Source organism: Phaeobacter sp. JH20_08 (genome assembly GCF_048056635.1).
Lineage (GTDB): Bacteria > Pseudomonadota > Alphaproteobacteria > Rhodobacterales > Rhodobacteraceae > Phaeobacter > Phaeobacter bryozoorum.
This window is the reverse complement of the sequence record NZ_JAYMVV010000005.1, coordinates 50,985-63,875: the sequence shown is the minus strand read 5'-3', so window position 1 is coordinate 63,875 and position 12,891 is coordinate 50,985. Positions and strand designations below refer to the sequence as shown.

Genomic DNA, 12,891 nt, shown 5'->3' with positions numbered 1-12,891 from the left:
AGACCCTACCGCCGATTTCTTGTATATTTCGCACATGAGCGAAAAATGCGCTATCAATACCTACTCCCTGTTTGGAGAGCATGGGGAGCTGGCAGACCTTCTGCATATCGAGAGCATCGAGGCGCGTTCCTCGCTGCATGATTGGGCTTTGAAACCACACCGCCACGCGCGGCTTCACCAACTGATCGTGCTGATGCGGGGCAGCGGTGAGGCTACCCTGGATGGCATCGTTCAACAGTTGACACCGCCTTGCGTGATCAACGTGCCACGCAGTGCGGTGCATGGCTTCCGCTTTAACAGTGACACCTGCGGCTGGGTGTTGACCCTGACATCAGACCTTATTGATCAGGTACTTGATGACATTCCCGATGTCCTGACCACGCTAGACCGCGCAACCATCACCCCGCTGGATGCACCTCTGGAGCGCCTTGTCGAGAGTATCCGGGACGCCTATGAAACCGATGGATTTGCACGCCGCCAGATCCTGCGCGGGCTTGTCGGCGCGCTTACCGGCACTGTCGCGCAGTCTATCGGCGCCTTGCGATATCGCAACGCGAGCCCCAAGGCGCACCAGCTGTTTGCGCGGTTCGAAACACTGGTGAACCGGGATTTCCGCAAACGGCGTCAAGTGAGCGACTATGCGCGCGAACTTGCCGTTTCGACAACACACCTCAATCGGATCTGCCATCAGGCTACCGGTCAGCCAGCCTCGCAACTTATCAGTGAGCGGATGCTGCGCGAGGCACGGCGACTTTTGATCTATACCGCGCTGAGTGCGGCAGAAATCGCCTACGAGCTGGGCTATTCGGACCCGGCACATTTCAGCCGCGTCTTTACCCGGGGCACCGGGCTGCCCCCACGCCGGTTTCGTCGCGATATCATTGCGGGAAAACCGCCCCGCGCGTGAGCCGCCCCGCCCTGGCCAAACCCCATTTGCGACCGAGCTGGTCAAACTGAAACCGCCCCGGAACAGGTCCGGGGCGGTTATCATGGGTCATATCTGCGAGGTGGTGTTTACTGCTGCTCCGGCCCCAGCTTCGACAAGCCTTTCAGAATGTCGATGGCATAGGCCAGCTGATAATCCTCTTCGCGACGTTCGGCAGCGGCCTCGGCCTTGGCGCGGTCTTCTTCGATCTGGCGGATTTCATCCTCGGAAAGGCTATCATTGTTCAGACGTCCGCGCAGGTCGGCCTCCGAACGGGTCCGGCGTGCTGCGGAGGCCTTCTCGTCCTCCTCCTCGGTATCCGGGGTGCGTCGAGGCTGTTCCACGACGATATCGGGTGAGACACCCAGGGCCTGAATGGAGCGCCCGGAGGGTGTGTAATAGCGCGCCGTGGTCAAGCGCATTGCACCCTCCCCTTTCAGCGGCATCACCGTCTGCACAGACCCTTTGCCAAAGGATTTGGTGCCGACCACGATCGCGCGGCGATGGTCCTGAAGGGCACCTGCAACGATTTCCGATGCAGACGCCGATCCACCGTTGATCAGCACCACAATCGGTTTGCCGTCCACAAGGTCGCCCGGCGTAGCGTTAAACCGCTCGCCGTCCTCGGGGTTACGACCGCGGGTCGAGACGATCTCACCGCTGTCGAGGAAGCTGTCGGCCACCTTGATCGCCTGTGTCAGAAGGCCACCGGGGTTGTTGCGCAGGTCCAGCACGATCCCGTTGACGTTATCCATACCACCGGCTTCTTCGAGCTGTTTTTTCAGCCCGGCTTCCAGGTTCGGCGTGGTCTGATCGTTGAATGTGGTCAGTCGCAGCACGACCGTGTCGTCTTCGGTCCGCGCCCGCACCGCTGTCAGCTTGATCGTGTCGCGGATGATCGAGACGTCAAACGGCTCCGCCTCGCCTTCGCGCACAACGGTGATGATGATTTCGGAACCAACCGGCCCCCGCATCAGCTCAACCGCATCGTCCAGCGAAAGGCCAAGAACACTTTCGCCATCCACATGGGTGATGAAATCACCGGCCTCGATCCCGGCTTCATCCGCCGGTGTTCCATCGATCGGAGAGACAACTTTGACAAAGCCCTCTTCCTGCGTGACCTCGATCCCGAGACCGCCGAATTCACCACGGGTCTGCACCCGCATCTTGGTGGCATCGTCGGGCGACAGATAGCTGGAATGCGGATCCAGCGAGGCCAGCATTCCGCCAATGGCGGCTTCGATCAGCTCGGTCTCATCGACGTCTTCGACATATTGCACGCGGATGCGTTCAAAGATGTCGCCAAAAAGATCCAGCTGTTCATAGACGCTGGCCTCTCTGCTGCCTTCCTGAGCCAGAAGCGGCTCAGCTACATAGGTGGTGGCAAGGATTCCTGCCAGCGTGCCGCCCACCGCGGCCATCGCAAATTTTCTCATGAACTAATTTCCATCCTTGTCGGTGCGGAACCAGGTTTCGGGGTCCACCGGACTGTTGTCCATTCTCACTTCTATATAGAGCGTTTCTGTGCGGTCAGTTCCAGCCCCTTCACCGCTTAGTGACAAAATGGCACCGATTTCGGGGCTTTTGCCCCCCATCAGGCCAACCGGGGTTCCTGCCGGGATGACCTCGCCCATGGTGCCGTAAACCTCAGTCAACCCGGAGAGTACAAACAGTGTCTCCGGCTGTGGTTCAAGAATGACCACATTGCCAAGATCCAGAAGCGGCCCCTGATAGCGGATCGTTGCCGCCGTGGGAGAGACCACCAGCGCGCGCGGACGTGCCGCAACAAGCCAGCCGGGCCGGGCGATGCCTGCGGCGTCTTTCTCGCCGTAGCCGCGCAGAACCAGCCCTTCGACCGGGATCGACAACTCACCCCGCAGGGCGCTGATATCAGCGTCTGTCGTTGCAATCTCGCCTTCGGCGATTTCAGCAAGCCCGCTGGCAAATCCGCTGAGGGTTTCAGTGGATGAAATCAAAATAGCCGTCCGCACCGGGTCCTGGGTAAAGCGGCGCGGCAGGTCGGTCCGGTCGGCGATAGCGGCAGACAATTGCGCCCTCGCCTCCTGCACACCGTTAAGCCCCTCCTGCAACGTATTCGCCGCGTTCTGCTGCAACAGGCGCAAGGTCTGGACCTCCTCAAGGTCGCGACGCAGTGCGGTTGCGCGCGATTGAAGCGCCGGTGTCACCTCTGCCAGTGTCATGGCGGAGCGCGCCGCGCCAAGCGGGCCTGAGGGGTGCAGCATCAACACCGGCGGCGGCGAGGTTTCAATGGTCTGCAACACGCCGAGAAGATCCGCCACATCGTCCTCGCGTGCCTTCAGCTGGGCCGCCAGCTGGCCCTCGCGCTGCGCCACACGACGCAGCCCATCGCGCATCGCAGCAAGACCCGCCTCATAGGCACGCACCGTCTCTGTCAGCGCGGCAACCCGGTCTCGCGCGCTTTCGGCGTCCTGCAAGGCCAGCGTCGCGGCTTCCAGCTGGTTGGCGGCCTGCTGCGCGGCAGCGGCGGGATTATCCGCGGCCGCCGCAGTCCCGGCCAGGATCGGCAGGACAAGCGACGCCGCCGATATCAGCAGGGCGCGCCGGATTACCGACAGTCCAGTGATGCCAAACGCAGGCCTCATACGAGCAGGCTCTCTCCAGTCATTTCATCCGGTTTCGCAAGGTCCATCAGCTCCAGCACGGTTGGGGCCAGATCCGCGAGCCGACCGTTGCGCAGCTTTGCGCCTGTCGGCCCACCAACCAGCGCGACTGGCACAAGATTGGTGGTATGGGCGGTGTGCGGCCCGCCTGTTTCGGGGTCCACCATCACCTCGCAATTGCCGTGATCGGCGGTGACCAGCATGACGCCGCCCGCCGCCGTCAGCGCGGCCACGACCTTGCCAAGACCCTGATCCACGGCCTCACAGGCCTTGATCGCAGCGTCGAGATCACCGGTATGGCCCACCATATCCGGGTTCGCATAATTGGTGACAATCAGGTCATACCCCGCTTCGATAGCCTCGATAAAGCGCTCCGTCACCTCTGGCGCCGACATCTCCGGCTGCAAATCATAGGTCGCCACCTGCGGCGATTTCGGCATCGCGCGATCTTCGCCGTCCTCGGGATCCTCTTTGCCACCGTTGAGAAAGAAGGTCACATGCGGGTATTTTTCGGTCTCGGCCAAACGGAACTGGCGTTTGCCCTGTTTTGCCACCCATGCCCCCAGGGTGTTGACGATGGCCCGTTTGGGAAACACGGTCTGCATATAGCTGTTGTGGCCTTCGGAGTATTCCACCATGCCAAGCAGCGCCGCAAGATCCGGGCGTGCGCCGGTGTCAAAAGCATCAAAGCTCGGCTCGCCAATCGCACGCAGGATCTCGCGGGCGCGGTCGGCGCGGAAATTCAGGCAGAACAGGCCGTCGCCATCTTTCACACCATCATAGCCCTCGATCACTGTCGCCTTGATGAACTCGTCGAACTCCTCGCGGGTATAGCTGGCCTCAATAGCAGCCTCCGCTGTCGCTGCCCGGTGCTGGCCTTTGGCATGGATCATTGCGTCATAAGCCTGGCTGACCCGCTCCCAGCGATTGTCGCGGTCCATGGCGTAGTAACGGCCTGTCACTGTTGCGATGCGCGCGCCAGCCGCCAGTTCCGATTGCAGGGCAGCGACGAAACCGGCAGCAGATTTCGGGGCCACGTCGCGGCCATCCGTCATCACATGCAGCCAGACAGAGACGTCGGCATCGCGGATCGCCTTTACCGCCGCAATGATATGGGTGATATGGCCGTGCACGCCACCGTCCGAAACCAGCCCCATCAGATGGGCCGTGCCGCCGGTCTGCTTCATCTTCGCAATGAAGGCTTGCAGCGCGTCATTGTCAAAGAATGAGCCATCCTCGATTGCGAGATCAATCTGGCCCAGATCCATCGCCACCACGCGACCAGCACCGATATTGGTATGCCCCACCTCGGAGTTCCCCATCTGCCCGGTCGGCAAGCCGACGTCCGGCCCATGCGTGATCAACCGTGCTGTCGGGCATGTCTTCGCAATCTCGTCCAGCGTCGGCGTCTTGGCCAGATAGGGCGCGTTGGCGGTTCCCGGATCGGCGCTACCCCAGCCATCAAGGATACACAGAACAACAGGTTTGGGCGTCGACATGGTTTCAGGCTCCGGCTCTGAGTGGCGTTACCGCCTTCTACAGATTTGCCGGGGCTTGGGAAACCGCCGATAGGCCTTTGCTGGGCATCCGGGCGCCCTTTCCCGCCCTTACTTGCAGGATCTGGCGGTATGCCGGACGGGCGCGCGATACTGCCGCTCGATATCCAGCAGGCGCTGTTTGCGCCAAAGACCGCCGCCGTAACCGGTCAGCGACCCATCAGCCCCGACCACCCGGTGACAGGGCACCACCAGCGCGATCTGATTGGCACCATTGGCGCGTGCAACAGCGCGGGTCGCCTCTGGACGTCCGATCTGGCGCGCGATCTCCGAGTAGCTACGCGTCACGCCGGGCGGGATCTGGCGTAGGGCATCCCAGACCTGCTGCATGAAAGGTGTCCCGTGATAGGCCAGCGGCGTTTCAAACCGGGCGGAGATCCCGGCAAAGAACGCATCCAGTTCCGCACGGATCTGCTCTCCGGGTGGTGTCGGACCAATACCAAGATCGCCCTTCACCGCCTTTTGCAGCTTGTCCAGCTCGCCCTTCAGCGCCTTGCGCTCCACAAATTCCAGCAGGTGCAACTCAGTCCGGCTGCTGACTGCGATCATGTCGCCGAGCGGTGTCGGGATCCAATCGGCCAGCAAAAGGCCTTCGCGGGTCAGGCTGCCGGGCGCCCTGCCCAGCAACCGGGCAAAGGCCGCACGAAACGCACTGGGAGAGTCGAATTGCGCATCCAACTGTGCCTCAATGACCTTGCCGCCGTCTGACAGCACGGTGAAGCCTTCGCGAAGACGGCGCTGGCGCGCCATCTCAAGAAAGGTCATGCCGAACTGCCGCTTGAAGCTGCGCCTGACCGTCGAGAGATCAAGACCCATGCGGAGGATATCGCCCTCGCTCCAGCGGTGCTCCGGGCGTTGATCCAAGGCGGCCAACAGGCTGGCCACTGCCGGATCGGCCTCTGCCATCGGGCGCAGCGGGTGACATCGTTTGCAGGCCCGGAACCCGGCTTCGATACATTCGCCGACGCTGCCGAAGAACTGGCAGTTCTCCCGCTTGGGCTTGCGTGCCGGACAGGTCAGGCGACAGAAGATGCCGGTCGTGGCCACGCAGACATAGGCCTGCCCGTCATAGCGGTCATCGCGGTTCAGCAGCGTCTGATAGAGCGCTTCGTGGTCAGGAAGATCAAACAACATGCGCCCTGTTTATCACGCGACAGCAGACCTGCCGCCGATAATCAGGCGTGTATTTTAATACCGCGGGCGTATAGCACCTCAGGGCCTTGACCGGCCGGACACATGCCGCCCGGTCAATGGATCAGGCCAGTGTCGGCATCAATCGAGCGCGACGCGGCACCAAACGGCATCATGATCAGACAGCGGGCGACCATTCTGATCAACCGAAGACAGCAACCGGCTCTCGGTCGCGCGCATATCGCGGGTGCAGAACCAGTCTAGCTTCATCTGCCGATCAGGATGCGGCGTGATGAGACTGGGGCGGGTGGTGACACCATCCGGGGTCGCGCTCCAGTCGTAGCCGTGGAAACGGGCCAGATCGAACAGCGTCTCGCGCTGCCAGTCGAAATCAGGCGGCAGGTGATTGCCTGTATTCAGATCACCGCCAATCAGTACCGGCATATCCGGCGCAAATGCGTCGATGGCGCGGAGCAGCCTGTCAAACTGCTGATGCCTATGGGCTGCGTCGGCGTTGCTCTCCAGATGGGTGGAAACCACGCAGATCGGTCCAGCCTCAGTCGGTAGAACCGCGGCAATCGCCATGCGGCCACCAAGGCGCGGCTGGTCCGGGTCAGCCGGCACCTCATGCGAGGCGAACCAATGCCCGTGATCATCCAACCGGATCAGCGTCACCCGTTCCGGCGGGACCGCCGACAGGATGGCATTGCCGTGCCAGCCGAACAGATTGAAATCATCGGTGCAAAACGCCTGTTCGGTAGGCCCACCCAGATCCAGCTCGTGAAATTCCACACCAAAGACATAAGCCATGTCGAGTGCGGCAGCCATCTCCTCGGTGGTGTGGCGCTGACCGGTACGCGCCATGCCATGGTCGACCTCTGACAGCAGGACAACCTGCGGCGCCAGCGGGAGGATGTGGCCGGCGGTATCCTCAGGAAAAAGGCAGCGCTCGACGTTCCAGGCCACAACCGACACCGAGGAGGCCAGCGCCTCCAGATGACCCTTACCACCGCCTTGCAAGGCGGCCATCGCCGGCACCTCTGCCATGAGCGCGCGGTGCGCCGCTGCAGTGCGCGGCGCTGCCTTGATCCGGGCCTGCATCTCGGGGGAAACCGGCGGCAGACTGTCCAGAACCTCGGTCATCTGCGTTTGCCGCTTTCTGCGTCAAACAGGCAGATCGCCGCCGGATCCACCGAGATCTGATGGGGTCCGGGTTCAACCGGAATGTCCTTCAGGACGTGGATTGTGAACGGCTGCCCGCCGAGCTGGCCATGCAGCAGGCGATGTGCGCCCAGTTCTTCGATCAGTTCAACGTTGATCGAAATACCACCTTCGCTGACCAGCTGCACATCCTCGGGGCGGATGCCGAGCTTGACGGCACCTGATGCAGCGCCATCCAGTGCCCCCATCGCCACACCATCCGGCAGGGTGACCTGACCATCGGAGATCGTGGCATCAACCAGGTTCATCGGTGGCGCGCCCATGAAGGAGGCGACAAAGACAGACGCCGGATTGTGATAGATCTCAGACGGGGTGCCAATCTGTTCGATCCGGCCACCGTTCAGGACAATGATGCGATCCGCCATGGTCATCGCCTCAACCTGATCGTGGGTCACGTAGATCGAGGTGACGCCCAGACGGCGTTGCAGGGCCTTGATCTCAATCCGCATCTGGTTGCGCAGCTTGGCATCAAGGTTCGACAGAGGTTCGTCAAACAGGAACAGCGCCGGATCGCGCACGATGGCGCGCCCCATGGCAACCCGCTGGCGCTGGCCGCCGGACAGCTGCGAGGGTTTGCGGTCCAGATATTCCTCAAGGTTCAACATCTTGGCGGCCTCGGCCACCTTCTGCTTGATCTCAGCCTCGGGGGTTTTGCGGTTCTTCAGGCCATAGGCGATGTTCTTGCGCACCGTCATATGCGGATAGAGCGCGTAGTTCTGGAACACCATCGCGATATCGCGATCCGCCGGATCGACATTGTTGACCACCCGGTCGCCGATTTCCAGCGTGCCTTCGGTGATATCCTCCAGACCGGCAATCATGCGCAGCAACGTGGATTTGCCGCAGCCCGATGGGCCGACCAGGACGACGAATTCGCCATCCTCGATCTTGAAGCTGGAGGAAGTGACGGCCTCGACCCCATTGGGGTAGACCTTGCGTACAGAATTCAGGGAAACCTGAGCCATTATTTGAAGTCCTTACTTATCGGATTCCGTCAGGCCCTTGACGAACCAGCTTTGGAAGAAAATGACGACTGCCACGGGCGGCAGGATGGCGATCACGGCGAGAAGATTTGCGCGACCGAATTCGGGGACATTGGTGCCTTCGAGGGTCTGGGTGATCTGTTTGATCCCCCGCACCAGCGTATACATGTCCTCTTCGGTGGTGATCATGGTGGGCCAGAGATACTGGTTCCAGCCAAAGACAAACATGATGATGAACATGGCCGCAATCATGGTCCGCGACAGCGGCACCAGAATATCGATGAAGAACTTCACCGGCCCAGCCCCATCAATGCGCGCAGCCTCGACCAGCTCTTCCGGCACAGACCGGAAAAACTGGCGGAAGAAGAAGGTTGCGGTTGCAGACGCAATCAACGGGATGATCAGACCCTGGTAGGTGTTGAGCATGCCCAGCTGCTGCACCACCTCATAGGACGGCAGAATACGGACCTCCAGCGGCAGCAGCAGCGTGGTGAAGATCACCCAGAATGCCAGCGTGGCAAACCGCAGGCGGAAATAAACGATGGCATAGGCCGCCATCATCGCAATCAGGATCTTCCCAAGCGCAAAGCCGATGCCGAGAACAAAGGAGTTGAACAGCATCCGCGTGCCGGTGTTGGCCCCGGAAAAGCCGGAGGCCTCGAACATCGCCTTGTTGAAGTTCTCGTCGAACTGGTCGCCGATCTTCAGCTGCGGTCCGTATTTGATGATATCCACATCCGGCACGGTTGTGGTCATCACCACCATGATCAGCGGCACCAGCATGAAGAGCGAGCCGAGGATCAGAACGGTGTGGTCGCCAACGGCCCCCCAGTTGATGGAGCGGCGCGGCGTTTGAACGGGTGTTTGGTCAGCCATGTCAGCCCCCTCAGGTATAGTGGATCCGACGGTCAATCAGCCGGAACTGGAAGACCGTAAGCGCGAGGACAAGAACCATCAGGATCACCGACTGTGCCGAGGAACCGCCAAGGTCATTGCCACGGAAACCATCGACATAAACCTTGTAAACAAGGGTCATCGGATTGTTGCCCGGCTCGCCCTTCACCAGTGTATCGACAATTCCGAAGGTGTCGAACAGGGCATAGGTAATATTGATGATCAGGAGGAAGAAGCCCGTCGGCGCAAGCAGCGGGAACGTCACATCCCAGAACCGGCTGGTCGCCGATCCGTTGTCGATCAGAGCCGCCTCACGTACGGAACGCGGGATGGATTGCAAACCAGACAGGAAGAAGATGAAGTTGACCGGAATCTGTTTCCAGACCGACACCAGAACCATGGCGGCTGCGGTATCGTTGAAGTTCACGCCCAGAACAAAGTCCCAGCCAAAGAAACCGGCAAGCCGCGTCAATGGTCCCCAGCTCTGGTCGAACATGATCAGACCAATGAAGCCGGCAACCGGCGGGGCGACCGCATAGACCCACATCAGAAGGGTCCTATAGGTGCGTGCGCCGCGCAGGACATTGTCCGCCTTCACCGCCAGCAACAGTGCAATCGCAAGCGAGAAGAAGGTCACCAAAACCGTAAATACAAGCGTGAAAACCGCAACGCGGCGATATTCACTGTTCCCCATAAGATCGGTGTAATTTTCCAGACCGACAAAGGTAGAGCCAAACCCGAACGGATCCTGCAGGTAAAAGGACGACTGGATTGCGTGCCAGGCGGGCCAATAGAAGAAAATAGCGATAATGACGAGCTGCGGCATCAGCAGCAGGATCGGCATCCACTTGGTCGAGAATCCGGCGCGTTTCACGGTGTGCCTCTTCGTTGTAATGCGTGACGGCCGCAGGGGCTGCGGCCGTCACAGGTAAGGGGGAATTCCCCGCGATTAGCCTTGGGTCTTGGCGAAACGGGCCAGCAGGTTGTTGGCTTCGGACTCAATCGCCTTGAAGGCGTCTTCAACCGAGGTTTCACCAGTCAGGATGCGACCGTATTCGCGGTTCATCACGTCACGGATCTGTACGTAGAAGCCCATGCGATAGCCCTTGGTGTTGTCACCAGCCGCCAGCGACAGCTGCTGGATGCCGACCTCGGCCGCAGGGGCGCGGTCATAATGGCCGTCCGCCTTTGCCATCTCATATGCGGCTTCGGTGATCGGCACATAGCCGGTTTCTTTATGCCAGAAATACTGAACCTCGGCGGAGGTCAGGAAGTCGAAGAACGCAGCAGTTGCCTTGTTTTCTTCGGCATCATGGCCCGCCATGGCAAACAGCGAGGCGCCACCGATGAAGGTTTGCGTCGGCTCTGTTGTCACGGCTTCCCAATAGGGCAGCATGGTCGCGGAGAAATCAAACGGCAGGTCTTTCTTGCTCAGACCACCGAAGGAGCCGGAGGAGCCCAGCCACATCGCAACCTTGCCTTCTTCAAACGGCGTCTGGTTGTCGCCCCAACCTGTGCCGAACCATTCGAAGTAGCCGTTTTTCTGCCAGTCGGTGACAGCTGTGAAATGTGCCTTGATCGCGTCGTTGTTCACCAGGATCTGGGTGTCGACCCCATCATAGCCATTGTTGTTGGTGGCAAACGGCAGGTTGTGGCGCGAGTGGAAATTCTCGGTGAAGATCCAGGGCAGATGTGACTGCGACAGGGCGGTATAGCCTGCCTCTTTCAGCGCTGGTGCAGTGACGGTCTGGAACTCTTCCCAGGTCTTGGGCGCGGTAACGCCCGCTTTTTCCAGCGCCTGGATGTTGTAATACATGATCGGCGTGGAGGAGTTGAACGGCATGCCGATCATCTTGCCATCGCTGTCGGCGTAGAAATAGCGCACGCCGGCGATGTAATCATTGATGTCGAATTCAACACCATTGTTGGCCAGCAGATCCTGAACCGGAATGGTCGCGCCCTTGGCGCCGATCACGGTTGCGGCGCCAGCATCAAACACCTGCATCACATTCGGCTGTTCGCCTGCGCGGAAGGCAGCGATACCTGCGGTCAGGGTCTCTTCATAGGTGCCCTTGAAGACCGGGGTGATCTTGTACTCATCCTGGCTCGCGTTGAAGTCGGATGCGATCTGGTTGACGGTGTCGCCCAGCGCGCCACCCATTGCGTGCCACCAGGTGATCTCGGTTTCGGCAAACGCAGCGTTTGCAGCAAAAGCCAGCGTCGCAGCGGTCGTAAACGTAATACGCTTCATCATCAGTCTCCGGTCTGCCGTTGCCCAATCGGGCCAACGATTCAATTGTCCAAGGCAGCCGAAAACGGCCACCGATGGTGTTTTTTGAAATGGCCTCCCCTAGGCCTGTGCGGCTCGCTGCGTCTTTCCGCCCTGTGTCTTTTGCCAGGAGCTTGTCCGTTGCACCAGAACTGCACACGTGTTCATATAGGGGCGCTATGTAACGGTTGTGTCAAGGGTTTCGGTGTCTCACAAAAAAAACATCACGCCCGAAAGGGACGACAGATGAAGCGACAAGGGTCAGCTGGCGGTAAACGCCAATCCCGGGTGACAGCCGCAGATGTGGCTGAAATCGCTGGCGTTTCGCGTTCGGCTGTTTCTCGGGCTTTCACCGAGGGCGCCTATCTGGATCAAGAAAAACGTGAACGGATCCTGCTGGCGGCACATGAACTCGGCTACCAGCCCAATGCGCTGGCCGCCAGTCTGCAGGGGGCGCGCTCCAATCTGGTTGCGGTTTTCGCCGGTGAGATGCGCAATGAATACGACAAGGAGGCGACCTCTGCCCTGATCGCCGGCCTGAATGCCGCGGGCAAATGGCCGGTGGTGATCGCCGGTGGTGGCGACCATGCCCGCGATGCGGTGACCCAGGTGCTCCGCTATCCGCTGGATGCGATGATCCTGCGTAGCGGCAGTCTTGCGACCGAAATCGTCGAACTCTGTAGCAAACTGCATATCCCGGTCATCGCCTCTGGCCGAATCATCGCAGCAGAGGGCGTCGACAACATCTGTCTGCGCAACCACGAAGCCGCACAGATGGCGGCGGATCTGTTTGCGCAACGCGGCCGTCGCCGGGTTGCGATGGTGGGCGGTCCGGGGGAATTCGGCGCGACCGCTGAACGCCGCAGCGGACTGCTTGCCGGGTTGACGGCCAAAGGCATCACACTGGCGGGGGAGATCACCGGAACCTACACCACCGAGAGTGGATATTTCGCCACCCGCAATCTGCTGGAACAGACGGATTTCGATGGGATATTCTGTGCCAATGATGCCATGGCCATCGGCGCACTCGGTGCGCTGCGGGATGCCGGTCGGGTGGTTCCCAACGACGTCTCGGTGATCGGTTTTGATGACATCGAAATGGCCCGTTGGCCGACCATACGACTGACCACGTTGCGAAACCCTATTGACGGCATGGTTGCCGCCGTATTGCGCTGCCTGGAGCGGCGCTTGGATTACCCGCAGGCCCCCGAAGAAACGGTGAGGCTGGACGCAGAAATGATCCTGCGCGACACCCACTGACCATGTCCAT

Annotated in this window: 11 protein-coding genes; 2 read left to right on the top strand and 9 right to left on the bottom strand. The window is 60.5% G+C overall.

Translation table 11 applies throughout. From position 1 onward, the window contains the following. The first annotated feature begins 34 nt into the window (after positions 1 to 34). A complete protein-coding gene (locus VWY75_RS02345; RefSeq protein ID WP_416537153.1) occupies positions 35 to 907 on the top strand; it encodes a helix-turn-helix domain-containing protein in 873 nt (290 codons plus the stop codon). 107 nt (positions 908 to 1,014) lie between these two features. On the opposite strand, the gene VWY75_RS02340 is transcribed toward VWY75_RS02345, so the two are convergent. From VWY75_RS02340 to VWY75_RS02300, 9 genes are all read right to left on the bottom strand, one after another. Then, a complete protein-coding gene (locus VWY75_RS02340) occupies positions 1,015 to 2,361 on the bottom strand; it encodes a S41 family peptidase (protein ID WP_340544191.1) in 1,347 nt (448 codons plus the stop codon). A 3-nt stretch (positions 2,362 to 2,364) separates the two neighbouring features. Next, entirely contained in the window at positions 2,365 to 3,549 is a 1,185-nt protein-coding gene (locus VWY75_RS02335; protein WP_416537152.1) for a murein hydrolase activator EnvC family protein, read from the bottom strand. Continuing rightward, positions 3,546 to 5,066: a 2,3-bisphosphoglycerate-independent phosphoglycerate mutase gene (gene gpmI / locus VWY75_RS02330; RefSeq protein ID WP_416537151.1), complete on the bottom strand. Its 1,521-nt coding sequence runs from the start codon at positions 5,064 to 5,066 to the stop codon at positions 3,546 to 3,548. The genes VWY75_RS02335 and gpmI overlap by 4 nt, the downstream gene beginning before the upstream one ends. 108 nt (positions 5,067 to 5,174) lie before the next feature. Then, positions 5,175 to 6,257: a bifunctional transcriptional activator/DNA repair enzyme AdaA gene (locus VWY75_RS02325; RefSeq protein WP_416603358.1), complete on the bottom strand. Its 1,083-nt coding sequence runs from the start codon at positions 6,255 to 6,257 to the stop codon at positions 5,175 to 5,177. Between the two features lie 138 nt (positions 6,258 to 6,395). Further along, positions 6,396 to 7,397 (bottom strand): endonuclease/exonuclease/phosphatase family protein, encoded by a 1,002-nt coding sequence (locus VWY75_RS02320; RefSeq protein ID WP_416537149.1) that lies wholly within the window; start codon positions 7,395 to 7,397, stop codon positions 6,396 to 6,398. Beyond that, positions 7,394 to 8,440 carry an ABC transporter ATP-binding protein gene (locus VWY75_RS02315; protein WP_416537148.1) on the bottom strand — a complete coding sequence of 349 codons (1,047 nt, stop codon included), beginning with the start codon at positions 8,438 to 8,440 and terminating at the stop codon, positions 7,394 to 7,396. The genes VWY75_RS02320 and VWY75_RS02315 overlap by 4 nt, the downstream gene beginning before the upstream one ends. A 12-nt stretch (positions 8,441 to 8,452) precedes the next feature. After that, positions 8,453 to 9,334 carry an ABC transporter permease subunit gene (locus VWY75_RS02310; RefSeq protein WP_416536387.1) on the bottom strand — a complete coding sequence of 294 codons (882 nt, stop codon included), beginning with the start codon at positions 9,332 to 9,334 and terminating at the stop codon, positions 8,453 to 8,455. A 10-nt stretch (positions 9,335 to 9,344) separates the two neighbouring features. Beyond that, positions 9,345 to 10,226 carry an ABC transporter permease subunit gene (locus VWY75_RS02305; RefSeq protein WP_340544181.1) on the bottom strand — a complete coding sequence of 294 codons (882 nt, stop codon included), beginning with the start codon at positions 10,224 to 10,226 and terminating at the stop codon, positions 9,345 to 9,347. A 75-nt stretch (positions 10,227 to 10,301) separates the two neighbouring features. Beyond that, positions 10,302 to 11,603 (bottom strand): extracellular solute-binding protein, encoded by a 1,302-nt coding sequence (locus VWY75_RS02300; RefSeq protein WP_416537321.1) that lies wholly within the window; start codon positions 11,601 to 11,603, stop codon positions 10,302 to 10,304. A 264-nt stretch (positions 11,604 to 11,867) separates the two neighbouring features. Between VWY75_RS02300 and VWY75_RS02295 the strand changes: the two genes are divergently transcribed. After that, positions 11,868 to 12,881, top strand: coding sequence for a LacI family DNA-binding transcriptional regulator (locus VWY75_RS02295; RefSeq protein WP_416537147.1), 1,014 nt, complete (start codon positions 11,868 to 11,870; stop codon positions 12,879 to 12,881). Positions 12,882 to 12,891 lie beyond the last annotated feature (10 nt).

Excerpts from the sequence above, each read along its gene's own strand:
- VWY75_RS02345 (WP_416537153.1), top strand. The coding sequence starts at position 35 with ATGAGCGAAAAATGCGCTATCAATACCTACTCCCTGTTTGGAGAGCAT.
- VWY75_RS02325 (WP_416603358.1), bottom strand. The coding sequence starts at position 6,257 with ATGTTGTTTGATCTTCCTGACCACGAAGCGCTCTATCAGACGCTGCTG.
- VWY75_RS02335 (WP_416537152.1), bottom strand. The coding sequence starts at position 3,549 with ATGAGGCCTGCGTTTGGCATCACTGGACTGTCGGTAATCCGGCGCGCC.
- VWY75_RS02340 (WP_340544191.1), bottom strand. The coding sequence starts at position 2,361 with ATGAGAAAATTTGCGATGGCCGCGGTGGGCGGCACGCTGGCAGGAATC.
- VWY75_RS02295 (WP_416537147.1), top strand. The coding sequence starts at position 11,868 with ATGAAGCGACAAGGGTCAGCTGGCGGTAAACGCCAATCCCGGGTGACA.
- VWY75_RS02320 (WP_416537149.1), bottom strand. The coding sequence starts at position 7,397 with ATGACCGAGGTTCTGGACAGTCTGCCGCCGGTTTCCCCCGAGATGCAG.
- VWY75_RS02310 (WP_416536387.1), bottom strand. The coding sequence starts at position 9,334 with ATGGCTGACCAAACACCCGTTCAAACGCCGCGCCGCTCCATCAACTGG.
- gpmI (WP_416537151.1), bottom strand. The coding sequence starts at position 5,066 with ATGTCGACGCCCAAACCTGTTGTTCTGTGTATCCTTGATGGCTGGGGT.
- VWY75_RS02300 (WP_416537321.1), bottom strand. The coding sequence starts at position 11,603 with ATGAAGCGTATTACGTTTACGACCGCTGCGACGCTGGCTTTTGCTGCA.
- VWY75_RS02315 (WP_416537148.1), bottom strand. The coding sequence starts at position 8,440 with ATGGCTCAGGTTTCCCTGAATTCTGTACGCAAGGTCTACCCCAATGGG.